Source organism: Mycolicibacterium alvei (assembly GCF_010727325.1).
GTDB lineage: Bacteria > Actinomycetota > Actinomycetes > Mycobacteriales > Mycobacteriaceae > Mycobacterium > Mycobacterium alvei.
The window spans coordinates 1,631,247-1,654,388 of sequence record NZ_AP022565.1 but is presented as its reverse complement, the minus strand read 5'-3'; the positions used below and the strand labels follow the sequence as shown (position 1 = coordinate 1,654,388).

Sequence of the window (23,142 nt, the reverse complement as noted above, 5' to 3'; positions counted from 1 at the left end):
CGTACCTGCGGTCGGAGGCGGGGGAGCAGGCCCTGGGTGAGGTGGCCGGGCGCCGCCTCACCGGAGCCAGCCTGGTCGGCGATATCGCTGCTGTCCGAACACAATTCGGTGACCGTGCCGCAGTTCTGGTGGAGACCGTGCAGCTGAGGCGCCGGGCCGCAGCCAAGTTCGACGACCCCGACCGCTGGCTGTTCACCGACGAGGCGCTGCAACAGGCCACGGCCGCACCGGTGGCCGCCCATCGTGCCCGCCGACTGGCCGGGGCGCGGGTGCACGACGCCACCTGTTCGATCGGCAGTGAGCTTGTGGCACTGCGTGATTGCACCGCTCAGCTGGTCGGCAGCGACCTCGACCCGGTCCGGTTGGCGATGGCGGCCAACAACGCCGACGGGGTGGACCTGTGCCGGGCCGACGCCCTGGTGCCGGTAACCCGGGACACGGTGGTGATGATCGACCCGGCCCGCCGGTCCGGGGGACGGCGCCGCTTCGACCCGCGGGCCTACACCCCGGCGCTCGACGCGGTCCTGGACGTCTACGGTGGCCGCGATCTGGTGGTGAAGTGCGCACCGGGAATCGATTTCGGCGAGCTCACCAAGATGGGGTTCACCGGGGAGATCGAGGTGACCTCGGTGGGCGGCAGCGTACGGGAGGCATGCCTGTGGTCACCCGGTCTGACCGAACCCGGTGTGCGACGGCGGGCCAGCATGCTGGAAACCGCCGAACAGATCACTGACGCCGAACCCGACGACTGCCCCGTCGCCGAGGCGGGTCGCTGGATCGTCGATCCCGACGGTGCGGTGGTGCGCGCCGGACTGGTGCGCCACTACGCGGCCCGGCACGGCTTGTGGCAAATCGACCCGGACATCGCCTACCTGTCCGGTGATGAGTTACCCGCCGGGGTACGAGGTTTCGAGGTCCTCGAGCAGCTGCAGTTTCAGGAACGCCGGCTTCGGGCCGCGCTGGCCGCGCGGTCGGTAGGGGTACTGGAGATCCTGATTCGCGGCGTGGACGTCGACCCCGATGCGCTGCGGACGCGGATGCGGCTGCGCGGCACCGAACGCCTGGCGGTGGTGATCGCCCGGCTCGGTTCCGGGGCGGCGAGCCGGGCAAGGGCATTCATTTGTCGCCCGTCCCGATAACCGCCAAGTAACCTGGTCCCAAACACGCCGGTGGATCCGTCGGTGTGAGTTGATCGCCTGCGAGGACGACTGACGATGCGAATTCCCCTTGTGACAGTGCTGCTGGCAGCCGGTGCGCTGGTCGGCTGGCTCGGCATGCCCGTGGTGGCTGCGCAGTCGGCCTGCGCCGACCTCGGCGGCAGCGTCGACGACGATCAGATCTGTCAGGTACACACCGCCAACGCCACCTACACGCTGGATTACACGTTCCCGGTCGGGTATCCCGATCAGCAGGCGGTGGCCGCATACCTGATCCAGACCCGCGACGGCTTCGTCAACGTCTCGGATATGCCCGGATCACGCGACCAGCCCTACGTCCTGGACGCCAAGGGCTCGGCCTACAGTTCCGGGACGCCGCAACGCACCCAGAGCCTGGTGTTCGAGGTGTATCAGAACGTCGGCGGCGCCCACCCGCAGACCTGGTACAAGACGTTCAACTACAACGAGGCCACCCGGGCACCGATCACCTTCGACACCCTGTTCAAGCCCGGATCCAAGCCGCTGGACGTGATCTTCCCGATCGTGCAGCGCGAACTGCAGAAGCAGTCCGGCGTCGAACAGGCCATCGCGCCGACCATCGGCCTGGACCCCGCGCACTATCAGAACTTTGCGATCACCGACGACTCGGTGACCTTCTTCTTCGGCCAGGGTGAACTGTTGCCCGAGGCCGCCGGAGCCAGCCAGGCCAACGTCCCGCGGTCCGCCGTGGCGGCCCTGCTGGCCTGAGCTCAGATCACGCAGGCGCGAACCCGTACACCTGACCGTCGCTGGTGGCGGTGACGATCCGGTGGTCGTGCCCGATCGAAACCCCGACCGGCCAGCCGGTGGCCTCGGGTACGGGATAACTGTTGAGCGTGTGCCCGTCGCCGGTGTCGAAGACCAACAGCGTCTGGCCGTGCCCGCCCTCACGGGCCACCGTGTAACCCACCCCGTCCGCGCGGCTCGACGTGGTCAGCGGTACGACATCGTCACGGGTCCAGGCGACCTCGCCGTGATCGCCGGCGTCGCGCACCGCGGTCAGCTTGGCGTCGGGCCCACCGCCGGCCACGATCAACCCGTCCGGTGACACCGACGGCGGGGTCTGGGCCAGATAGTTCAGCGGCACCGACCATTTCGGTGAACCGTCGGCGGAGTTCAGCGCCCACAGCTTCTGATCGCGGCCGTTGACGTACACCGTCGACCCGTCGGCCGACAGCACCGGGCTGGCCAGCGGCCCACGGCCCACCGCGGTGCTCGTCCATTCCTGCGTCAGCAATGTCGCCTGGCCGGGGTGGTAGCGCAATCCGATCAGCACGGGCGCCTCGGCACCGGGCTGCCACACGCTCAGCACCACCAGGCCCGCTTCATGCGAGAACGCGGGTGCGGCCGCCACCGGGCAGCGGGAGCGGGCAGGCAGACAGTCGGCGAGACCACGCTGTGAATCGGTCGGGTCCACGCCGGAGACCAGATCCAGCGGTGTGCCCTCGGTCGTGCCGCGATGCCCGTTGAACACCAGCACCTGACCCAGATGGGTGACTACCAGCAGCTGACCGTCATCGAGCAGCCGGGGCGTGGTCGGCATGCCGATCACCGGCTGGCGCCAACGGATCCACTGCGTCGGCGGGAAGGACAGGATGGTGCCGGGCTGGCCGACGTAGACGTTGTCGAACCCGTCGAACAGCGGGCTGGACCAGCCGCCACCCAGCACGAGTCGCGTACACCAGCGTTGCCGGGCGTTGTTGTCGGCCTCCCACACCATCAACGAACAGCCCCCGGCGGTCTGCGCGTTGGCCGCCAGGCGGTTGTTCCCGCTCAGCGCCACCTGGGCCTCCAGTGCACCCTTGACCGACCGGCTCCACTCCAGCCGCAGCGCCTCGGGACCACGGGACCGGGTGTAGCTGCTGTTGGCGGCATCGCCGTATTGCGCTGACCAGCCGGGTGCGGCGTGCGGGTCGACCCAGGAATCGGTGTTTTCGCAACCGGCAAGAAGGCCCGTGAAAAGCACCGTGACCACAAGTGCAAGGTATCGCCGGAACACGGTGTCCTTTCGTCGCCGAAAACGCAGCGCGCTCGTATTTGTGACTCACGTGAGGGTAGCCGCTACTCGTGAAGGGGGCGGTTGGTGGCCTCGCGTAGGCTTTCCGGCCATGACGACGATGTGGGGCGCCCCAATTCACAAACGCTGGCGGGGCTCCCGGCTACGTGATCCGCGCCAGGCCGACTTCCTGACGAGGGCGTCGCTGAAGTGGGTCATCGACAACCGGGCCTACACCCCCTGGTACCTCGTGCGGTATTTCCGGTTGCTGAAGTTCAAGCTGGCCAACCCGCACATCATCACCCGCGGCATGGTCTTCCTCGGCAAGGGTGTGGAGATCCAGTGCACGCCGGAACTGGCCCAGATGGAGATCGGCCGCTGGGTGCACATCGGTGACAAGAACACGATCCGCTGTCACGAGGGCTCGTTGCGCATCGGCGACAAGGTGGTGCTGGGCCGCGACAACGTGATCAACACCTATCTCGACATCGAGCTCGGCGACTCCGCGCTGATGGCCGACTGGTGCTACGTGTGCGACTTCGACCACAAGATGGACAACATCGACATGCCCATCAAGGACCAGGGCATCATCAAGGGCCCGGTGCGCATCGGCCCGGACACCTGGGTCGCCGCGAAGGTCACGATCCTGCGCAACACCTCGATCGGCCGTGGTTGCGTGTTGGGTGCCCACGCTGTGGTCAAGGGCGAGATCCCCGATTTCTCGATCGCCGTCGGGGCGCCGGCCAAGGTGGTCAAGAACCGCAAGCTGGATTGGGAGACATCGGCCGCCGAGCGAGCCGAGCTGGCCGAGGCCCTGGCCGACATCGAGCGCAAGAAAGCCGCCAACAGCAACTGAACGGGCTGATCAGGCCCCTTTGCACACCCCGGAGTCGCGGATCACGTTGCCGTAGACATTGGCCGTGGCGATATTGGCGTTGATGACCCCGGCCGGCTGCTGTGTGGCGATTTTGTCGCTGATCTGGGTCAGCTGATACCAGAGGTGATAGATCGAGTCGCCGTTGTACAGCGGTGAATACTGGCTCTGGTCGGGGTAGTTGGTGATGTAGAGGGCGTGCGCGCGGGGATCGAGGAACGCCGCCGACTGGTCGACGTTGGCTCTCACGGTGTCACCGGCAGCCTGCACGCCCGGCGCGGTCCAGTAGTCGTGCTGATCGCCCAGGAATTTCTGGAAGCCCACGATCTGGGTCATCAAGGTGCCGTACTGGGCGTTGAACCACTGGCAGGACTCCCGCTGGGCGTCGAGCTGCGCTCCGGTGACGCGTACCTGCCACAGGTTGTACGGGAACACCGTGTAGTTCGGCGCCCAGTCCGACGGGTGGGGCACAAACACGGGCAGTGTGGGCGCCGAGCCGTTGGGATCGGCGGTCGCCGGGGCGGCGAGGCCGAGCGAGATTATCGCGCCGACGAGCACGGCGCACGCCTTACCTAAGTTCTTACCGGTCCGGGTCACGGCTCGATTGTGCTTGGTGGAATCCGCGGCCGACAGCGGTTCGGTGATTCTCGAACGCGTGCGTCAACGCTCGGGCAGTGCGTGCTCGACGATCGGCCGGCGCGGATGTGGTTCGCGTTCGGCGCGTTTGGCGGCCAGATAGACCTGGCTGGTCTCGGCGGCCACGGTGTGCCAGTCGAAGTCGGCGCTGAGCCGCTCGCGCGCGGCGATCGCCCGGCGCTGGGCCGCCTCGGGGTCATCGAGCACAGCCCGGACCGCCGCGGCCAGCCCCACCACATCCCGTGGTGCGAAGGACATTCCGGTCTGGCCGTTGATCACCGCTTCACCCAGGCCGCCGACATTGGAGGTCACCAGCGGGGTACCGGTGGCCGCGGCCTCCAACGCGACGATGCCGAACGGCTCGTAGTGGCTGGGCAGCACGGCGGCGTCGGCCGCCTGCAGTGCCTGCAGCAATTCCTCGTGACCGAGCCGCCCGACGAATCGGGTGGCCTTGAGCACCTTGTGCTTTCGGGCCTGCTCGACGAGCCACTGCTGCTGGGTACCGTCGCCCGCGATGGTCAGTGTGGTGCCCGGATGTGCGCGGCGGATACGGGGCAGGGCCGCAATCGCGTCGTGCACGCCCTTCTCGTATTCCAGGCGACCGAGGTAGAGCAACTCGGGCGGCCCCTGACGGGGGCGTCGGGGCGCAAACGGCCAGAGGTCGGCGTCGATCCCGTTGCGGATCACCCGGATCTCGGACAGTTCGGGTCCGAACAGCTCGGTGATCTCCTCGTTCATCGACGCCGAACAGGTGATCAGTGAATCGGATTCGCGCACCAGCCAGGACTCCACGGCGTGTACCTGACGGCTGATCGGGCCGGAGACCCACCCGGAATGCCGTCCGGCCTCGGTGGCATGGATGGTGGAAACCAGTGGCACATCGAAATATTCGGCCAGAGCGATGGCGGGGTGGGCGACCAGCCAGTCGTGGGCGTGCACGAGGTCGGGAACCCAGCGGTCACCCGAATAGTCTTTGACGGCAAGGCCGGTACGCACCATCGCGTGCCCCATGGCCAGCGTCCAGGCCATCATGTCCGTGCCGAACTCGAATTCGTGCGGGTCCTGCGCGGCGGCCACCACCCGGACGCCCTCACTGACCTCGTCGGTCGAGGGGTGGGTGCTCGGGTCGGTGTCGGTGGGCCTGCGGCTGAGCACCACGACCTCGTGACCGGCTTCGGCCAGTGCGGTGGCCAGGTGGTGCACGTGTCGGCCCAACCCGCCCACGACGACAGGCGGGTATTCCCATGACACCATCAGGATCTTCATGCCTACGTGCTTTCGTGCCGGTGCGAGCGTGCGCACAATGCTGAGGATTGGCGGGGTGTCGAGCGGCAGACACGCACGCTCGCGCTGATGGTCATTTTGGCAGACGCCGGGCGTCGAGGGCGCCGAACAGGCCGTCGGCCTTGTTCCAGCTGTCGGCGAGGCGCTCGGCATGGTCGCGATGGCCCGATGCCAGTGCATCGGAGATCTCGCGGGTCGCATGGGCGTGCAGGTGTGCACGGTAGCGCGCGTATTCGGCGGCCGAATCCTTGCTCACCATGAACGGCCAGTCACTGGACACCGTCAACAGGGTCTCCCGCAGAATCTGATCGGCCACCCGGTCGCGTGGGGTTGGCGCACCGACCGCGGTGTGCTGGGCGAGCGCCTTGTCCACGGTGCTCAGCGCCCCGTCGACAACCTCGCTGTTGAGCTGCACGAGGTCGCTCACCGCCGGTCCGTTCCATACCTGCCAGTTTTTGCCCGAACCCCATGAGCTGGGCGGCAATTCGACGGGTGTACCGACGAAACCCTGGGCCTTGGCGTCCGCGAGGGTTCCCACCCGCACGCCGGCCTCGGGCAGCGCCCGCAGTACCCGGCCCAGCCACTCCGGACCCTCGTACCACCAGTGCCCGAACAGTTCGGTGTCGAACGCGGCCACCACGTGTGTCGGCCGGCCGAGCCGTTCGCTCTCGCTGATCAGGCGGCGGCGGACCACCGCGACGAAATCGGCGACATGTTCGTCGATTGCGCGGTCGGCGCGCTGCGGATCGTAGGGCGCCTTCTCCTCGGACGGGACGTTGCGACCGGTGACCCGGGACGGTTTGAGGCCGGTGGTGTGGTCGTAGGTGTGGAAATCGCGATACGCGGCATGACCGGGATAACCGGACTTCGGCGACCACACCCGGTAGCTGACCTGAAGGTCGCGGCCGAAGGCCACCACGTCGGTCTCGCCGACGGGCCGGCCCAGCGCGGTGTCACCGTGGAGAGACGGGCCGTCCACCATGAAATGGCCGACACCGGCCGCGGCGTAGCCGGTTTCCATGCCGGGTGCGTACGCACACTCGGGCGCCCAGATGCCGACGGGGGTGTGCCCGAACCGCTGCCGGGCGTCGGCCAGGCCTTCGCGCAGCGCGAACTCGCGCAGCCGCGGATTGAGCAACGGCTGGAACGGGTGCGCGAGTGGGCCGCCGAGCAGTTCGATGGTCTCGGCGTCGATCAGCCCGCGCAGCAACCCACTGGCACCATGACGCCAGTGGGCGGCGAACTCCTCGATGGCCGCACCGGCTTCGGCATACTCGCGAATCCCGAACTGTCGCAATCCTTCTGGGCTACGCAGGGTCGTCGCTTCCTGGGCGCGCAGCTGCCAGTTGGCCAGCCAGTGGTGCATCCCCGTCAGGCAGTAGGGGTCATCGAGCTGGGCGGTGACCACCGGCGTCATGCCGAGGGTGAGCAGGTGGCGGCGACCCTCGGCGGCCAGGCCGCGCAGCACTCGCATCAACGGTAGGTAGGCGGCCGCCCAGGACTGGTAGAGCCATTCCTCGCCGACCGGCCAGCGGCCGTGATGGGCCAGCCAGGGCAGGTGGGTGTGCAGGACGAGCGTGAACAACCCGGGTACCGGGGGCTCAGGTACCGGATCGGGCTCGGGATTCGAGGTCACGGCCGCACCGCGATCGCCACCAGGTCGAGGCTGTCGTCAATGTTGCGCTCGTCGGCGCAGGTGAGGTCGAAATCGTCGATACGCACCGCGGCGACATCGGTGAGCAGCTGCTCGGGCCACGGTGCGTCGGCCACGGCGCGCTGCACCTGCGCCTCGATGATCGAGCCGCCGTGGCGAGCGTCGAGTTCGGCGAGCCCGGCGCCATGGAAAACCCCGAGCATCGACTCGACCGTGAATCCGGCGTCGTGCAGCAGTTCGGTCAGCTCGGCGGCATTGAGCTCACGGGTGTGGAACGGGTTGAGCGGAGTGTCCCGACCGGGGGAGAAGGTGATCCGGTTGGGAGTGGAGACCAGGAACACGCCTCCCGGTCGCAGCACCCGGAAGCACTCGGAGACGAATTGGCCCTGATCCCACAGGTGCTCGATGACCTGGAAGTTGACCACGACGTCGACCGACCGGTCGGCCAGGGGCAGTTCGGCGAGGTTGCCGTGCCGGATGTCCACCCGGGGGTAGCGGGCACGCACGTGCGCCACCGTCGCCTCGTCGTAGTCCAGTGCAATCACCTTGCGCGCGACGTCCGCGATCAGATCGGCGCCGTAGCCCTCACCGCAGCCGGCCTCCAGGACCTCACGATCGACGCAGCGGTCGGCCAATCGCTGGTACACCACCTCGTGACGGCGGAACCAGTAGTTCTCCTCGGCCAGGCCGGGTATGGTCCGCTCGCCGGTCAGGGGTAGGGCTCGAGATTCGATGCCGTCCGGGTCGCCCACAATAGTGCTCATTGGAAGGCAGGCTAACCCAGGTGAAGCGGTGGTGGCCTATCCGCGAACCGTTCCCTGACGTCAGGAGTGTGGTAGGGGACGCCGGAATACAAACTCCGACCAGCTATGGTGATCCTGCGAACCATCAAAAGTTACCGACCGGTAACATGATGCTAGTTGCCTAGAACGTGATATGAGCCCGGGTCACCGGTCTCATCGAGGAGGACGAACCAGAGTCATGACGAACATCGTGGTCCTGATCAAACAGGTCCCAGACACTTGGTCGGAGCGGAAGCTGTCCGACGGCGATTTCACCCTCGACCGCGAGGCTGCCGACGCCGTGCTCGACGAGATCAACGAGCGCGCCGTGGAAGAGGCGCTGTTGATCAAGGAGCGCGAGGGCGGAGACAGCACTGTCACCGTGCTGACCGCCGGCCCGGAGCGCGCCACCGAGGCGATCCGCAAGGCGCTGTCCATGGGCGCCGACAAGGCTGTACACCTCAAGGACGACGGCATGCACGGCTCCGACGTGATCCAGACCGGGTGGGCCCTGGCCCGCGCGCTGGGCACCATCGAGGGCACCGAGCTGGTCATCGCCGGTAACGAAGCCACCGACGGCGTCGGCGGTGCCGTCCCGGCCGTGATCGCCGAGTACCTGGGCCTGCCGCAGCTCACCCACGTGCGCAAGCTGACCGTCGAGGGCGGGAAGGTCACCGCCGAGCGTGAGACCGACGAGGGCGTGTTCAGCCTCGAGGCCTCGCTGCCGGCCGTCGTCAGCGTCAACGAGAAGATCAACGAGCCCCGCTTCCCCTCCTTCAAGGGCATCATGGCCGCGAAGAAGAAGGAAGTCACCGTGCTCACCCTCGCCGAGATCGGCGTGGAAGCCGATGAGGTCGGCGTCGCCAATGCCGGTTCCAAGGTGCTGGCTTCGACCCCGAAGCCGCCGAAGACCGCCGGTGAGAAGGTGACCGACGAAGGTGACGGCGGCACGAAGATCGCCGAGTACCTGGTCGCTCAGAAATTGATCTAGAAGCTGATTCGATCGAACGAAAGACAAGACGAAACTCATGGCTGAAGTACTTGTGCTCGCTGAGCACTCCGAAGGCGCACTGAAAAAGGTCAGCGCCGAACTCATCACCGCCGCCCGTGTTCTGGGTGAGCCTGCCGCCGTCGTGGTGGGCAAGCCCGGCACCGCTGCTCCGCTGGTCGACGGTCTGAAGGCCGCCGGTGCGGCCAAGATCTACGTCGCCGAATCCGACGACGCAGAGAACTACCTGGTCACCCCGGTCGTCGACGTGCTGGCCGGGCTGGCCGAGTCGGCCGCGCCCGCCGGCGTGATCGTCGCCGCCACCGCGGACGGCAAGGAAGTCGCCGCTCGCCTGGCCGCGCGTATCGGCTCGGGCCTGCTGGTCGACGTCGTCGAGGTCCGCGAAGGTGCGGTGGGTATCCACAGCATCTTCGGTGGTGCCTTCACGGTCGAGGCGCAGGTCACCAGTGACACCCCGGTGATCACCGTGCGTCCGGGCGCCATCGAGGCCGCCCCGGCCGACGGTGCCGGCGAGGTCGTCAACGTCGAGGTCCCGGCACAGGCCGAGAACGCGACCAAGATCACCAAGCGCGAGCCCGTCGTCGCCGGTGACCGCCCCGAGCTCACCGAGGCCAGCGTTGTGGTTGCCGGTGGCCGTGGCGTCGGCAGCGCCGAGAGCTTCTCGGTCGTCGAAGAGCTGGCTGACTCGCTGGGCGGTGCCGTCGGTGCCTCCCGTGCCGCAGTCGACTCGGGTTACTACCCGGGCCAGTTCCAGGTCGGCCAGACGGGTAAGACCGTCTCGCCGCAGCTGTACATCGCACTGGGCATCTCCGGCGCGATCCAGCACCGCGCCGGCATGCAGACGTCGAAGACGATCATCGCGGTGAACAAGGACGAGGAAGCTCCGATCTTCGAGATCGCCGACCTCGGCATCGTCGGTGACCTGTTCAAGGTCAGCCCGCAGCTGACCGAGGCGGTCAAGGCCCGCAAGGGATAACTCCCTCGTAGCGTCAACACAGAACCCCGGTGCACCTGGTGCGCCGGGGTTCTGTGCTGTGTGGGGCAGACGGGTTCACACGACCCCCGCCGAGTGTCACGCTGGAGGGGACGCTCGACCCCGAGAGCCACTCCCGCGTGCCAAGGCGGCGGTCCGACTACGGACTTTCCAGGGTTTGAATCTCGGCACGCGGTGCCAGTGTTGGTCCTGTCAGCAGGTCAGAGGAAGGGATTCGCGCAATGAAGGTCACAGTCATAGGTGCCAGCGGCCAGATCGGCTCGCGGGTGGTGAGGTTGCTCACCGACGCCGGTCACGACGTGATCGCCGCCTCTCTGTCGTCGGGCGCCAACGTTCTCACCGGTGAGGGACTGGTGGAGGCACTCACCGGCGCCGACACGCTTGTCGACGTGGTCAACTCGCCGTCGTTCGAGGACGGGCCGGTACTGGACTTCTTCACCGCGTCCTCGCGCAATCTGGCGGCGGCCGCGACGGAGACCGGTGTCGGGCACTACGTCGCCCTGTCGATCGTCGGCGCCGACGGACTGCCGGACAGCGGTTACATGCGGGCCAAGGTGGCCCAGGAGAAGAACATCACCGATTCCGGGCTGCCGTACACGATCGTGCGGGCCACCCAGTTCCAGGAATTCGCCGAGGCCATCACCGGGTCACTGGTGGTGGGCGATGAGGTCCGGGTCCCCGACGCGCGGATCCAACTGATCTCCGTCGACGACGTCGCCGCCGAGGTGGCCAAGGTGGCGCAGGCCGCCCCGCGGGGCGGCATCATCAACATCGGTGGGCCCGACAAGTGCTCGTTCGCCGACATGGCACGCGCGGTGCTGGCCAAGCAGGGCGACGGCAAGCCGGTCGTGATCGATCCGCAGGCAACGTATTTCGGTACCGCCGTCGACGACAACAGCCTGGTGACCGGTGATGACGGGATTCTCGGTGAAACCCGTTGGGCCGACTGGATCGCGGTTCGCTGACATGCCTGTCTCAGCTGAGCGCGAGCAGGCGCTCCACGATGCGATGACCGTGATCGATTGTGTGACACCGCCGTTCATTCCGCCGAATGCCGAGGTGATGACGACGATCATCGAGTGGCCCGCCGGCTCACCCGGAGCGCCGCCACACCGGCATCCCGCCGGACCTGCCTTCGGCTACGTGCTCGAGGGCGAGATGCTCTTCGAGTTGGAGGGCGAGGCGTCGAGGGTGGTCAAGGCCGGCGAGGCCTTCTGGGAACCGGGTGGCGACGTCATCCACTACTCGGACGCCAACAATCGCGACGACATCCCGCTGCGGTTCCTGGTCAACATGCTGTGTGTGCCGGGTGAACCCATGCTCGTCCTCGTCGACGACGAGGAACTGGAAGCCCGCAAGGACCGACGGGTGCGCTGATGGCCGAGTTCGGCGATGTCGTACGGTCGCGTCGATCGTCACGAATGTTCCTGCCGGACAAGCCTGTTCCCCATGAGCTGCTGGACGAGGCGCTGACGCTGGCGATGCGGGCGCCGTCGAACTCCAACACCCAGCCCTGGCATCTCTTCCTGGCCACCGGTGAGCGGCGCGTCCGATTGGTCGACGCGCTGCTCGCCGCTGTCGACGCCGCACCGCCGGCGATAGGCACTGCGGGCCTGCCGCCGCAGTTCGCCCACCGGTGCCGGGAGAGCGGCGCTTTGGTGTACGGCGCGATGGGCATTGAGCGTGACTTCCTGCAGGACTGAGCCGAACCGTGGGGAAACCTTGCCAGGAACTGAAACGTGTTCCAGTATGCACTGATGGCACACGATGCGGGCCGGGACAGCGGGGGCACCACGTTCGACCCGGATGCCTTGCGGCAGCGCTACTCCGAGGAACGTGAGCGGCGGCTGCGCGCCGACGGTGTCGGCCAGTACGTGGAAATCGCCGGGAGATTCGCGGGGTTCGGCACCGATCCCTGGGCCGATGCGGATTTCACCCGTGCACCCCTGACCGACGAGGTCGACGTCGCGATCATCGGGGCGGGGTTCGGCGGGCTGCTCACCGGGGCCCGGCTGCGGGACCTGGGTGTGGAGAACGTGCGGCTGATCGACAAGGCCGCCGACGTGGGCGGCACCTGGTACTGGAACCGGTATCCGGGGATCGCGTGTGACGTCGAGTCCTACGTGTACATGCCACTGCTGGAAGAGCTGGGCTACCTGCCGACCGAGAAGTACGCCAAGGGTGCCGAGATCTTCGCGCACTGTCAGTCCATCGCGCGGCACTACGACCTCTACCGCAATGCCTGCCTGCAGACCGAGGTGCGGGAAATCCGTTGGGAAGCTGCCGATTCACGGTGGGTGATCGCCACCGACCGCGGCGATGCGATACGGGCCCGGTTCGTCTCGATGGCCAACGGCTACCTGCAGAAGCCGAAACTTCCGGGTATCGACGGCATCGCCGAATTCGCCGGACACGCGTTTCACACCAGCCGCTGGGATTACCCCTACACCGGGGCGAACCTCGAGCACCTCGCCGACAAACGGGTGGGCATCGTCGGCACCGGAGCCACCGCGATCCAGTGCGTACCGAGGCTCGCCCGGGCGGTCGGGGAGTTGTTCGTTTTTCAGCGCACCCCGTCCACCGTCGACGTGCGCGCGAACGCGCCCACCGACCCGCAATGGGCGGCCGGGCTGGAACCGGGTTGGCAGCAACGGCGGATCGAGAACTTTCAGATCCTCACCGCCGGCGGTGAGGCCGACGAGGATCTCGTCGACGACGCCTGGACCAGCCTGGCCAAACAGATGCCGATCGCCAAGAAGGGAGCAGACCCGCGCGCATCGGCGGCCGAGTTGGCCGACTTCGCGAAGATGGAGCAGATCCGGGCCCGCGTCGATGCCCTGGTGGCCGACCCCGCCACGGCCGAGGCACTCAAACCCTGGTACGGCTACTACTGCAAGCGGCCGTGCTTCCACGACGAATACCTGCAGGCGTTCAACCGGGACAACGTCACGCTCGTGGACACGCGGGGCCGTGGTGTAGAGCGCATCAACGGAAACGGCGTGGTGGTCGCCGGCACCGAATACGCCTTGGATTGCCTGATTTTCGCGACCGGATTCGAAGTCGGCACCGATTACACCCGGCGGACCGGGTTCGAGGTGATCGGCCGGGACGGATTGACGTTGAGTGACAAGTGGTCCGACGGCGTACGCACGTTGCATGGCCTGCACGTCAACGGTTTTCCGAATTGCTTCATCGCCAGCATCGCGCAGTCGGGGTTCACGGTGAACTTCCCGTACCTGATCGAGACGCAGTCGCGGCACACCGCCTGGGTGATCGCCTGGGCGCTCGCGAACGGTGCCACCGAACTGGAGGCCACCGCTGCGGCGGAAGCGCAGTGGGTCGACACCGTGGTGGCGCGATCCGGCGTCATCTCCGGTCGCCGCGAAGCCTGTACCCCCGGCTACTACAACCGAGAGGGGCAGGCAAGCGCCCGGCTGAACCAGGACAGCTTCTTCTTCGGTGGCCCGACCGAGTATGCCGACATCCTGGCCGCCTGGCGGGATGCGGGATCCATCGCGGCGATGGTGATCAGATGAGAACGTCCCTGCTCATCGACGGAGACCTGGTCGACGGCGGCGCCGGTGGCTTCGACACGATCAACCCGGCCACTGAGGAGGTGCTGGGCCAGGTCGCCGATGGCGACGTCGACGATATGGACCGGGCCATCGCCGCGGCTCGCACCGCCTTCGATGACACCGACTGGTCGCGTGATACCGCGTTGCGGGTGCATTGTCTGCGTCAATTGCGTGACGCCCTGGTCGACGAGATCGAGCACCTACGGTCGATAACGGTCGCCGAGGTCGGCGCCCCGGTAGCGCTGACCTACGGCGGGCAGTTGCAGATGCCGGTGGACGGCTTGGGTTACATCGCCGATCTCGCTGAAAGCTACGAATGGACAACTGATCTGGGGATGGCCGCACCGTTCGGTAAACCGACCCGGCGGACCGTGGTGCGGGAACCCTGCGGCGTGGTCGGCGCCGTGACACCGTGGAATTTTCCGCACCAGATCAACTTCGCCAAGCTCGGCCCGGCGCTGGCCGCGGGCAACACCGTGGTGCTCAAGCCGGCTCCTGACACGCCGTGGTGTGCCGCCGAAATAGGCCGGATCATCAAGGACCGCACGGATTTCCCGGCCGGTGTCGTCAACATCGTCACGTCCAGCGATCACCGGATCGGTGCGCAACTGACCGAGGATCCGCGGGTGGATCTGGTGTCGTTCACCGGGTCGACCGCGACCGGTCGGGTGGTCATGGCCGCCGCGTCACAGACCGTCAAGAAGGTATTCCTGGAACTCGGCGGCAAATCGGCCTACATCGTGCTCGACGACGCCGATCTGCCCGCCGCCTGTGCGGCCGCGGCCGCCGGAGTGGCGATGCACGCTGGGCAGGGGTGCGCCTTCACCACCCGGCTACTGGTGCCGCGCGCGCATTACGACGAGGCCGTAGCCACGGCGTCGGCAGCGATGTCCGGCATCGGTTGTGGCGATCCAGCAGATCCGGGCACGCTGTGTGGGCCGCTGATCTCATCTCGTCAGCGCGACCGCGTCGAGGGTTATCTGACGCTCGCGATCGCCGAGGGCGGTTGGTTCGGTTGCGGCGGAGGCCGTCCCGCGGGCCGTGACCGAGGTTTCTACATCGAGCCGACAGTGATCGGCGGGCTCACCAATGAGGCCCGGGTGGCTCGCGAGGAGATCTTCGGCCCGGTGCTGGTGGTGCTGGCCCACGACGGTGACGCCGATGCCGTTCGCCTCGCCAACGACTCGCCGTACGGCTTGTCCGGCGCGGTGGTCGGGGCCGACCAGAACCGGGTCGACTGGGTCGCGGCGCGTTTGCGCACCGGCACCGTCAATGTGAACGGCGGGGTCTGGTACGCCGCCGATGCCCCGTTCGGTGGCTACAAGCAGTCCGGTATCGGCCGGGAGATGGGGCTGGCCGGTTTCGAGGAGTACCTGGAGACCAAATTGCTCGCCAAGGGAGTGCAGTGACACGGGAACTGAATCACTCCAGCGAGAAGTCGATGACACCGCGGATCACCCGACCGCCCAACAGGTCGTCGAACGCCACGTTGATGTCGTCGAGTCGGTACCGTCGGGTGATCATCTCGTCGAGCTTGAGCTTGCCTTCCTGGTAAAGCCTGGCCAGCGCGGGGATTTCGGTGGTCGGATTGCAGGATCCGAACAGCGTGCCGCACAGGTTCTTGTTCATCAGGATGAAGTCCTGCAGGTCCAGTCGGACGGACCCGGTTTCCGGCGCAGCCATCCCGGTCAACACGCAGGTGCCGCCCTTACGCGTCAGCGAGAGGGCATCCGCGACATCGGCATCCCCGATCGCGGAGGGGGACAGCACCACGGCGTCGGCCATCACGCCGCGGGTCAACTCCCGAACCACCGCGGCAGCCGTGGAAACCGTCGCAGCGGTATGGGTTGCGCCGAACTGAAGCGCCGAATCACGTTTGAATACCACAGGATCCACCGCGACCACATTCGTCGCGCCGCTGAGTGCCGCCCCCTGCAGGGCGGCGGTCCCGATGCCACCGACGCCGATGACCACCACGGTGTCACCGTCGCTCACCCCGGCCCGGTGCGCCGTCGACCCGTAGCCGGTGGGTACCGCGCAGGACAGCAGCGCACTGGGCACCAGCGGGAGTCCCGGATCGATCTTGACCAGCGAATCTGCGGCCACCACCGTGTGCTGCGCGAACGCCCCGATCTTCGAGGTGTGCCGCAGGTCCTCACCGCAGCGGCTGTGATGGCGAAACGTGCCGTCGGTGGGCATGCCGGGCATCAGCGTGCCTGCGCCCGTGTCGCACAGATACTCCATGCCGCTGGTGCACCAACGACAGTGCCCGCACACCGCCAGGAAAGAGGTCACCACCGGCCCGTGGCGGATCGAGCTCGAACTCCTCGACAGACCATGCGCCACCGGGTTCCCGGACGATCGCGGCCCGACTCCTCATCGCTGCACCATGCGGCGAACTTAGCCGACCCCGATGTTTCGCAACCGGACATCAACCCGTCACACGGTTGATGCCGCCCCGCCGAACGGCTGCGTCACCGTGCTGAACATGAGCACTTCATCTGTACTCATCGCCGCTGATCACACCGACAGCGCGGCGCCCGATGCGCCCCGCTACACCCTGTTGCTCCATCCGTTCCGCGCCTCGCGGGCGCGGGCCGCCGACCACGAACTCATCGAAGCCGCCCAGCGGCTCCGGCACGACGTGTTCACCTCCGAACCCGGATTCACCCTGACCGAGGCGACCGACGGACGTGACGCCGACCGGTTCGACGAGCACTGCGACCACCTGCTGGTACGTGAGGACCGCACCGGTGAGCTGGTGGGTTGCTACCGGATGTTGCCGCCGTCGGGCGCCATCGCCGCGGGCGGTCTGTACACCGCCACCGAGTTCGACGTGCGCGGTCTGGATGTGCTGCGACCCTCGCTGGTCGAGATGGGCCGTGCGGTGGTGCGGACCGATCACCGCAACGGCGCCGTCGTACTCCTCATGTGGGCGGGAATCCTGGCCTACCTCGAGCGCTCCGGCTACGACTACGTGACGGGCTGCGTATCGGTGCCGGTCGCGGGTAACGCGGACGGCCCACCGGGAACCCAGATCCGCGGGGTCCGTGACTTCGTGCGTCGCCGCCACGCGGCGCCCACCGAACACACGGTGTACCCGTACCGGCCGGTGGTGCTGGATGGCCGAAGGCTCGACGACATCGACCCGCCGTCGCGGACCACGGTGCCGCCGCTGATGCGCGGCTACCTGCGCCTGGGTGCGCAGGTGTGCGGGGAACCCGCCCACGACCTCGACTTCGGGGTGGGGGATTTCCCGGCCCTGCTGGACAAGCGCCGCGCGGACGTCCGCTACCTCAAGCGCCTGCGTTCGGTCTCGGCGGCCGCCGACATGGTCGACGGGATGGCCGGGGACGCCTCGTGACCACCGCGACGCGTGAGCATTCCTGGCTGCCCAGGGCATCGTGCGACGGCAGTTGTGTTCATGCCGGCAGTGCCGACGCCGGTCACCGTCTCGTGGTCTGGATCCGCACCACGGTGCGGGTGGTGATCGCCGTGCTGTTGGCGCCCGGAGTGCCGCTGCTGGCGGTGCCGATGCCGGGCCGGTCACACGTGCAGCGGTTCTACTGCCGGTTGATGTTGCGCTGCTTCGGGGTTCGAATCGCCTTGTCGGGCGGACCGATCCGCAATCTGAAGGGTGTACTCGTGGTCAGCGGTCACGTGTCGTGGCTGGACATCTTCACGATCGGGGCGGTGTTACCGGGCTCCTTCGTGGCCCGTGCCGATCTGGTGGAATGGCCCGCGCTGGGCCGACTGGCCCGGGTGATGAAGGTGATCCCGATCGACCGAGGCAGCCTGCGCCGGTTGCCCGCCGTGGTGCATACCGTGGCCGAACGGCTGCGCGCCGGGCACACCGTGGTGGCATTCCCGGAGGGCACCACCTGGTGCGGACTGGCCTACGGTCCATTTCGGCCTGCGATGTTCCAGGCCGCGATCGACGCGGGCCGGCCGGTGCAGCCGCTGCGGCTGGTCTATCGCCACCGCGACGGTCGTCCGTCGACGACTCCGGCCTTTGTGGGGGAGGACACCCTGTTGCGGTCGGTGCGCCGGGTCATCACCGCACGTCGCACCGTGTGCCACGTCCACGTGGGGTCGTTGCAGCTGCCCGGAGTCGACCGACGGGCACTGGCCGGACGCTGTGAGGCGGTGGTGCGGGGCCATCAGCAGCTTCCTGACGCTTCCGCGCACATTCTGGTGGCCTGAGGCGGCTGGAGAGCGGGGCGCCTGCCAGCGGCTATCCTGGAGACGTTATGAGCTCCTCCGCGGGCCGGCCGGTCTATCTCGATCACGCCGCCACCACCCCGATGCACCCAGCCGCCATCGAAGCGATGACGGCTGCGCTGGCCGGTGTGGGCAATGCCTCCTCGCTGCACGGTTCGGGCCGCCTGGCCCGGCGCCGGATGGAGGAGGCCCGCGAGACCCTGGCCCGCCTGCTGGGCTGCCGACCCTCGGAGGTGATCTTCACCGCCGGTGGCACCGAGAGCGACAACCTCGCCGTCAAGGGCATCTACTGGGCCCGCCGCGATGCCGAGCCGAAGCGGCGCCGGATCATCACCACTGCCGTCGAGCATCACGCGGTTCTCGACGCCGTGCAGTGGTTGGTCGACCACGAGGACGCCGAGGTGACCTGGCTGCCGGTCGACGCGGAAGGTGTCGTCGCCCCCGAGTCCCTGCGTTCGGCTCTGCAGGGTGAGTGCGGATCCGCCGACGTGGCGCTGGTCACCATCATGTGGGCCAACAACGAGGTCGGCTCGATCATGCCGATCGCCGAGCTGGCTTCCGTTGCGGCCGAGTTCGACATCCCGATGCACAGCGACGCCATTCAGGCCGTCGGTCAGGTCCCCGTCGATTTCGCCGCGACCGGGCTGTCGGCGATGAGCGTCGCCGCGCACAAGTTCGGCGGTCCGATGGGTGTCGGCGCGCTGGTGCTGCGTCGCGACACCGCCTGCGTGCCCCTGCTGCACGGCGGTGGTCAGGAGCGCGATGTGCGTTCGGGAACCCCGGACGTGGCCGGCGTCGTGGCGATGTCCGCGGCGGCCGACGTGGCCATCGGGGGGCTCGCCGAGCACAGCAGCCGCGTGCAGGCGTTGCGGGACAGGCTGATCGACGGTGTGATGTCGACCATCGAGGACACCTCCCTCAACGGGCCCCGGGGAGCCGGCCGGCTTCCCGCCAACACACACTTCACCTTCCGTGGCTGCGAAGGCGATTCGCTGCTGATGCTGCTCGATGCCAAGGGCGTCGAATGCTCGACCGGTTCGGCGTGTACCGCCGGAGTGGCGCAGCCGTCACATGTCCTGATCGCGATGGGTGCCGACCCGGCCACTGCGCGGGGGTCACTGCGATTCTCGTTGGGACACACCAGCACCGACGCTGACGTCGATGCCGTGCTGGAAGTGCTGCCCGCCGCGGTCGAGCGGGCCCGGCAGGCGGCACTGGCCAGCGCAGGGAGGACATTCTCATGAAGGTCCTGGTCGCGATGAGCGGCGGCGTGGATTCCTCGGTGGCCGCCGCCCGGATGGTCGACGCCGGTCACGACGTCGTCGGGGTGCACATGGCGCTCTCGTCGGCCCCCGGCACGTTGCGCACCGGATCTCGGGGATGCTGCTCCAAGGAGGACGCCGGCGACGCCCGCCGGGTGGCCGACATCCTCGATATCCCGTTCTATGTCTGGGATTTCGCCGACCGGTTCAAGGACGACGTGATCGACGACTTCGTCGAGTCCTATGCCCGCGGCGAGACCCCCAACCCCTGTGTGCGGTGCAACGAGCGGATCAAGTTCTCGGCTCTGGCGGCGCGGGCCCTGGCGCTCGGCTTCGATGCGGTGGCCACCGGTCACTACGCGCGGCTGACCGACGGCCGGTTGCGCCGCGCCGTCGACGCCGACAAGGACCAGTCCTACGTGCTGGGTGTGCTGACGGCCGAGCAGCTCGCCCATGCGATCTTCCCGATCGGTGACACGCCCAAGCCGCAGATCCGGGCCGAAGCCGCCGAGCGTGGACTGGCCGTCGCGAAGAAGCCGGACAGCCACGACATCTGCTTCATCCCGTCGGGGGACACCCAGGCGTTCCTGGGCGCCCGCATCGGCATTCGGCCGGGTGCGGTGCTCGACAACGACGGCACCGTGCTCGCCGAACACGAAGGCGTGCACGGATTCACGATCGGGCAGCGCAAGGGTCTGGGTATTCCGGGACCGGGGGCCGACGGCCGGCCGCGGTACGTGACCGCGATCGACGCCGAGACGGGCACGGTACGGGTCGGGCCGGCCGAGGACCTCGAGGTGCGGGAGTTGTTCGGCGACAAGCCGGTGTTCACCGGTGGGACCCCGTTGGACGGGCCGGTGGAATGCCAGATTCAGGTGCGTGCACACGGCGGCATCGTCGACGCGGTGGTCGAGCTGCGCGAGCGCAGGCTGGTGGCATCCCTGCGGGCACCACTGCGCGGGGTGGCGCCCGGCCAGACCATGGTGCTGTACCGACCCGACGCCGAGGGCGACGAGGTCATCGCCAGCGCGACCATCGCGCGCGCGTGAGCGTTTTCGCATGAGTGTTTTCGCGACGGCCACCGGAATCGGATCGTGGCCGGGTACCGAGCCGCGGGCGGCCGCCGAAGTCGTCGTCGGTGAACTGCACACCCTGTCGCACCTCGTGGAGCTGCCGGCCCGCGGGATCGGCGCCGACCTCATCGGCCGGGCCGGGGCGCTGCTGGTCGACATCGGGATCGACACGGTGCCGCGCGGATACCGCATGGCCCCGGGCCGCAGCGCTGCGCTGCGGCGGGCGGTGAGCCTGCTCGGCGAGGACATCGACGCGCTGGAGGAAGCCTGGGAGCGCGCCGGGCTGCGAGGTAGCGGTCGCGTGGTCAAGGTGCAGGCGCCCGGCCCGATCACACTGGCCGCCCAGCTGGAACTGCCCAACGGGCATCGTGCCATCACCGATCGCGGTGCGCTGCGCGACCTCTCGGCCTCGCTTGCCGAGGGCTTGGCCATCCATCGGGCCGAGGTGGCCCGCCGGCTGGAGACCCCGGTGGTGGTGCAGCTCGACGAACCGTCGCTGCCGGCCGCGTTGGCGGGGCGGCTGTCCGGAATCACCAGTTTCACTCCGGTGCATCCGGTGGACGAGCCGTTGGCGATGAATCTGCTCGACGCATGCGTGGCGACGGTCGGCTCCGAGGTGGCGCTGCACAGCTGTGCGTCCGACCTGCCGTGGAAAGCGTTGTTGCGCAGTGCTGTTCGTACCGTTTCGGTCGATATTTCGACATTGACGCCCGCGGATCTGGACGGAATCGGGGAGTTCGTCGACTCGGGGCGCACCGTATTGCTCGGCGTGGTGCCCGCGACGGCGCCAGAGGGCAGCCCCTCGGTGGAGGAGGTCGCCAAGGCGGCAGTGGCGCTGACGGACCGTCTCGGGTTCGCCCGCGCTGTCCTGCGCGACCGCATCGGCATCACGCCGGCATGTGGGTTGGCCGGCGCCACGGCGCAGTGGGCGCGCACCGCGGTGGAACTCACGCAGAAGGCCGCCGACGCCTTCGTGGAAGACCCCGACGCCATCTAGTGCGGCTGGTTGCCGCGCAGCTCGCGGCGCAGGATCTTGCCGGCCGAGGACTTGGGGATCGCATCGATGAATTCGACCTGGCGTACCTTCTTGTAGGGCGCTACCAGGCCGGCCACGAACGCCATCACTTCGTCGGCGCTCAACTCGGCCGAAGGCTGTTTGACCACAAAGGCTTTCGGTATCTCCTCGCCGGATTCGCTGTCCTGTACCCCGATCACCGCGGCATCGGCGATGGCGGGATGACCCAGCAGTACGGCCTCCAGTTCGGCCGGTGGCACCTGGTAGCCCTTGTACTTGATGAGTTCCTTCAGTCGGTCGACGACGTAGACACAGCCGGTGGAATCGACCTGGGCCAGATCCCCGGTGTGCAGGAAACCGTCGGCGTCGATGGTCTCCCGGGTGGCCGCCTCATTGTTGAGGTAGCCGGCCATCACGTTCGGCCCCTTGAACCACAGTTCGCCGGTCTCGCTCAAACCCTCTGCCGGGATCCCGATTTCATGGCCGGTGTCGGGGTCGACGAGCTTGCTCACGCCGTTGGGGACGGTCCAGCCGCACGAGGCCAGCGGTGCGAGCGTGCCGACCGATGCCAGTCCGCCGTCGTGCGGGGTGATGTGGCTGACCGGACTCAACTCGCTCATGCCGTAGCCCTGAGACACCGTGCAGCTCAATCGATCCGCCACAGCCCGACCGAGGTCGGCGTCGAGCGAGGCCGCACCGGACAACACGGCGCGCAACGAGGAGAGGTCATAGGAGTCCACGAGTGGGTGCTTGGCCAGGGCGACGGCGACCGGCGGGGCGATGTAGACGAACGTGCAGCGGTGCGTTGCGATGTTGTCCAGGAACTCACCGAGATCGAACGACGGCATGATGACCAGTTGGGCGCGCGCGTGCAGAGCCGCGTTGAGCAGCACCGTCATGCCGTAGATGTGAAAGAACGGCAGCACGGCCAACAGCCGGTCATCGGAGGTCATGCCCTGCAGCGGTCGGATCTGAGCCACGTTGGCGGTCAGGTTGGCGTGGGTGAGCATGACGCCCTTGGGGTTGGCCGTGGTGCCCGAGCTGTACGGGAGCACGGCCAGGTGCGTGGCCGGATCGAAGCTCACCTCGGGCGCCGGGCCCTGCGCGCCGAGGCCGTCGCCGTCCAGCACCACCACCTGGTCGGGGGCCAGGCCCGCGGCGGCCGCGCCCTCGGTGGCCTGCGGCAGCAGCGCGCTCACCGTGACCAACAGGCGGGCCTTCGAATCCTTGAGCTGCTTGGCGATGTCCCGCGCAGTGAACAGTGCGTTGACGGTGGTGGCGGTGGCGCCCGCACGCAGGATCCCGTGGAATGCGATCGCGAAACCCGAACTGTTGGGGGACAGCAGCGCCACCACGTCACCGACGCCGATCCCGCGGGCCGCCAGCCCGCCGGCGAATGCGTCGATCCGGCTCACCAGATCGCCGTAGCTGGTCTCGGTACCGGACTTGGCGTCCACCAGGGCGATCCGGCCGGCGTCGGCCGCCGACATGTCGGCGAACAGGTAGTCGTAGACGCTGACGGTCGGCAGGTCGACGTCGGGGAAGGGGCTGGCGAAACTCATGGTTGCGTC

At 67.9% G+C, this 23,142-nt stretch carries 21 protein-coding genes and 1 pseudogene; 15 read left to right on the top strand and 7 right to left on the bottom strand.

Annotated features, from left to right (window positions below; genetic code table 11):
* The first annotated feature begins 5 nt into the window (after nucleotides 1-5).
* Nucleotides 6-1,139, top strand: a complete 1,134-nt coding sequence (locus G6N44_RS07930) for a THUMP-like domain-containing protein (protein WP_163669714.1) — start codon at nucleotides 6-8, stop codon at nucleotides 1,137-1,139.
* A 75-nt stretch (nucleotides 1,140-1,214) separates the two neighbouring features.
* Nucleotides 1,215-1,904 (top strand): esterase, encoded by a 690-nt coding sequence (locus G6N44_RS07925; protein ID WP_163662722.1) that lies wholly within the window; start codon nucleotides 1,215-1,217, stop codon nucleotides 1,902-1,904.
* Between the two features lie 7 nt (nucleotides 1,905-1,911).
* On the opposite strand, the gene G6N44_RS07920 is transcribed toward G6N44_RS07925, so the two are convergent.
* Nucleotides 1,912-3,195: a BamB-related PQQ repeat family beta-propellar protein gene (locus G6N44_RS07920; RefSeq protein WP_163662720.1), complete on the bottom strand. Its 1,284-nt coding sequence runs from the start codon at nucleotides 3,193-3,195 to the stop codon at nucleotides 1,912-1,914.
* Between the two features lie 109 nt (nucleotides 3,196-3,304).
* On the opposite strand from G6N44_RS07920, the gene G6N44_RS07915 reads away from it, so the two are divergent.
* Entirely contained in the window at nucleotides 3,305-4,048 is a 744-nt protein-coding gene (locus G6N44_RS07915; RefSeq protein ID WP_163662718.1) for an acyltransferase, read from the top strand.
* 9 nt (nucleotides 4,049-4,057) lie between these two features.
* Here G6N44_RS07915 and G6N44_RS07910 read toward each other — a convergent pair whose 3' ends face one another.
* From G6N44_RS07910 to G6N44_RS07895, 4 genes are all read right to left on the bottom strand, one after another.
* Nucleotides 4,058-4,663 (bottom strand): hypothetical protein, encoded by a 606-nt coding sequence (locus G6N44_RS07910; RefSeq protein WP_163662716.1) that lies wholly within the window; start codon nucleotides 4,661-4,663, stop codon nucleotides 4,058-4,060.
* A 63-nt stretch (nucleotides 4,664-4,726) separates the two neighbouring features.
* Nucleotides 4,727-5,968, bottom strand: a complete 1,242-nt coding sequence (locus tag G6N44_RS07905) for a glycosyltransferase family 4 protein (RefSeq protein ID WP_163662714.1) — start codon at nucleotides 5,966-5,968, stop codon at nucleotides 4,727-4,729.
* 91 nt (nucleotides 5,969-6,059) lie between these two features.
* Nucleotides 6,060-7,622, bottom strand: coding sequence for a 1,4-alpha-glucan branching protein domain-containing protein (locus tag G6N44_RS07900; protein WP_163662712.1), 1,563 nt, complete (start codon nucleotides 7,620-7,622; stop codon nucleotides 6,060-6,062).
* Nucleotides 7,619-8,404 carry a class I SAM-dependent methyltransferase gene (locus G6N44_RS07895; RefSeq protein ID WP_163662710.1) on the bottom strand — a complete coding sequence of 262 codons (786 nt, stop codon included), beginning with the start codon at nucleotides 8,402-8,404 and terminating at the stop codon, nucleotides 7,619-7,621. The genes G6N44_RS07900 and G6N44_RS07895 overlap by 4 nt, the downstream gene beginning before the upstream one ends.
* Before the next feature lie 217 nt (nucleotides 8,405-8,621).
* On the opposite strand from G6N44_RS07895, the gene G6N44_RS07890 reads away from it, so the two are divergent.
* From G6N44_RS07890 to G6N44_RS07860, 7 genes are all read left to right on the top strand, one after another.
* On the top strand, nucleotides 8,622-9,413 hold the full coding sequence (locus tag G6N44_RS07890) for an electron transfer flavoprotein subunit beta/FixA family protein (RefSeq protein WP_163662708.1): 792 nt from the start codon (nucleotides 8,622-8,624) through the stop codon (nucleotides 9,411-9,413).
* Nucleotides 9,414-9,450: 37 nt separating this feature from the next.
* Nucleotides 9,451-10,407: an electron transfer flavoprotein subunit alpha/FixB family protein gene (locus tag G6N44_RS07885; protein ID WP_163662705.1), complete on the top strand. Its 957-nt coding sequence runs from the start codon at nucleotides 9,451-9,453 to the stop codon at nucleotides 10,405-10,407.
* A gap of 239 nt (nucleotides 10,408-10,646) precedes the next feature.
* A complete protein-coding gene (locus G6N44_RS07880) occupies nucleotides 10,647-11,390 on the top strand; it encodes an SDR family oxidoreductase (protein ID WP_163662702.1) in 744 nt (247 codons plus the stop codon).
* A gap of 1 nt (nucleotide 11,391) precedes the next feature.
* A complete protein-coding gene (locus G6N44_RS07875) occupies nucleotides 11,392-11,802 on the top strand; it encodes a cupin domain-containing protein (RefSeq protein ID WP_163662699.1) in 411 nt (136 codons plus the stop codon).
* Nucleotides 11,802-12,128 (top strand): nitroreductase family protein, encoded by a 327-nt coding sequence (locus G6N44_RS07870; RefSeq protein WP_308213772.1) that lies wholly within the window; start codon nucleotides 11,802-11,804, stop codon nucleotides 12,126-12,128. The genes G6N44_RS07875 and G6N44_RS07870 overlap by 1 nt, the downstream gene beginning before the upstream one ends.
* A gap of 54 nt (nucleotides 12,129-12,182) precedes the next feature.
* Nucleotides 12,183-13,961, top strand: coding sequence for a flavin-containing monooxygenase (locus tag G6N44_RS07865; protein ID WP_163662695.1), 1,779 nt, complete (start codon nucleotides 12,183-12,185; stop codon nucleotides 13,959-13,961).
* Nucleotides 13,958-15,409, top strand: a complete 1,452-nt coding sequence (locus tag G6N44_RS07860; RefSeq protein WP_163662692.1) for an aldehyde dehydrogenase — start codon at nucleotides 13,958-13,960, stop codon at nucleotides 15,407-15,409. The genes G6N44_RS07865 and G6N44_RS07860 overlap by 4 nt, the downstream gene beginning before the upstream one ends.
* Nucleotides 15,410-15,422: 13 nt before the next feature.
* Here the strand turns inward: G6N44_RS07860 and G6N44_RS07855 are convergent.
* Nucleotides 15,423-16,380: pseudogene (locus G6N44_RS07855) on the bottom strand (zinc-binding dehydrogenase).
* Nucleotides 16,381-16,488: 108 nt separating this feature from the next.
* Between G6N44_RS07855 and G6N44_RS07850 the strand changes: the two are divergent.
* Genes G6N44_RS07850 through G6N44_RS07830 form a run of 5 tightly spaced genes read left to right on the top strand, consistent with a single transcriptional unit; the run spans nucleotide 16,489 to nucleotide 21,553 of the window.
* Entirely contained in the window at nucleotides 16,489-17,364 is an 876-nt protein-coding gene (locus G6N44_RS07850) for a GNAT family N-acetyltransferase (RefSeq protein WP_163662689.1), read from the top strand.
* Complete coding sequence (locus tag G6N44_RS07845) at nucleotides 17,361-18,203, top strand: lysophospholipid acyltransferase family protein (RefSeq protein WP_163662687.1); 843 nt, start codon at nucleotides 17,361-17,363, stop codon at nucleotides 18,201-18,203. The genes G6N44_RS07850 and G6N44_RS07845 overlap by 4 nt, the downstream gene beginning before the upstream one ends.
* 47 nt (nucleotides 18,204-18,250) lie before the next feature.
* A complete protein-coding gene (locus G6N44_RS07840) occupies nucleotides 18,251-19,465 on the top strand; it encodes a cysteine desulfurase family protein (protein ID WP_163662684.1) in 1,215 nt (404 codons plus the stop codon).
* Nucleotides 19,462-20,532, top strand: a complete 1,071-nt coding sequence (mnmA, locus tag G6N44_RS07835; RefSeq protein ID WP_163662681.1) for a tRNA 2-thiouridine(34) synthase MnmA — start codon at nucleotides 19,462-19,464, stop codon at nucleotides 20,530-20,532. Before G6N44_RS07840 ends, mnmA begins: the two co-directional genes overlap by 4 nt.
* Nucleotides 20,533-20,542: 10 nt before the next feature.
* Complete coding sequence (locus G6N44_RS07830) at nucleotides 20,543-21,553, top strand: uroporphyrinogen decarboxylase/cobalamine-independent methonine synthase family protein (protein WP_163662678.1); 1,011 nt, start codon at nucleotides 20,543-20,545, stop codon at nucleotides 21,551-21,553.
* On the opposite strand, the gene G6N44_RS07825 is transcribed toward G6N44_RS07830, so the two are convergent.
* Entirely contained in the window at nucleotides 21,550-23,133 is a 1,584-nt protein-coding gene (locus G6N44_RS07825; RefSeq protein WP_163662674.1) for a 4-coumarate--CoA ligase family protein, read from the bottom strand. The genes G6N44_RS07830 and G6N44_RS07825 overlap by 4 nt on opposite strands.
* Between the last annotated feature and the right edge of the window lie 9 nt (nucleotides 23,134-23,142).

Bases quoted from the DNA above. Each gene is read 5' to 3' on its own strand.
- G6N44_RS07925 (WP_163662722.1), top strand. From the start codon at position 1,215: ATGCGAATTCCCCTTGTGACAGTGCTGCTGGCAGCCGGTGCGCTGGTC.
- G6N44_RS07915 (WP_163662718.1), top strand. From the start codon at position 3,305: ATGACGACGATGTGGGGCGCCCCAATTCACAAACGCTGGCGGGGCTCC.
- G6N44_RS07905 (WP_163662714.1), bottom strand. From the start codon at position 5,968: ATGAAGATCCTGATGGTGTCATGGGAATACCCGCCTGTCGTCGTGGGC.
- G6N44_RS07895 (WP_163662710.1), bottom strand. From the start codon at position 8,404: ATGAGCACTATTGTGGGCGACCCGGACGGCATCGAATCTCGAGCCCTA.
- G6N44_RS07890 (WP_163662708.1), top strand. From the start codon at position 8,622: ATGACGAACATCGTGGTCCTGATCAAACAGGTCCCAGACACTTGGTCG.
- G6N44_RS07885 (WP_163662705.1), top strand. From the start codon at position 9,451: ATGGCTGAAGTACTTGTGCTCGCTGAGCACTCCGAAGGCGCACTGAAA.
- G6N44_RS07880 (WP_163662702.1), top strand. From the start codon at position 10,647: ATGAAGGTCACAGTCATAGGTGCCAGCGGCCAGATCGGCTCGCGGGTG.
- G6N44_RS07875 (WP_163662699.1), top strand. From the start codon at position 11,392: ATGCCTGTCTCAGCTGAGCGCGAGCAGGCGCTCCACGATGCGATGACC.
- G6N44_RS07870 (WP_308213772.1), top strand. From the start codon at position 11,802: ATGGCCGAGTTCGGCGATGTCGTACGGTCGCGTCGATCGTCACGAATG.
- G6N44_RS07865 (WP_163662695.1), top strand. From the start codon at position 12,183: ATGGCACACGATGCGGGCCGGGACAGCGGGGGCACCACGTTCGACCCG.
- G6N44_RS07860 (WP_163662692.1), top strand. From the start codon at position 13,958: ATGAGAACGTCCCTGCTCATCGACGGAGACCTGGTCGACGGCGGCGCC.
- G6N44_RS07850 (WP_163662689.1), top strand. From the start codon at position 16,489: ATGAGCACTTCATCTGTACTCATCGCCGCTGATCACACCGACAGCGCG.
- G6N44_RS07840 (WP_163662684.1), top strand. From the start codon at position 18,251: ATGAGCTCCTCCGCGGGCCGGCCGGTCTATCTCGATCACGCCGCCACC.
- mnmA (WP_163662681.1), top strand. From the start codon at position 19,462: ATGAAGGTCCTGGTCGCGATGAGCGGCGGCGTGGATTCCTCGGTGGCC.
- G6N44_RS07830 (WP_163662678.1), top strand. From the start codon at position 20,543: ATGAGTGTTTTCGCGACGGCCACCGGAATCGGATCGTGGCCGGGTACC.
- G6N44_RS07825 (WP_163662674.1), bottom strand. From the start codon at position 23,133: ATGAGTTTCGCCAGCCCCTTCCCCGACGTCGACCTGCCGACCGTCAGC.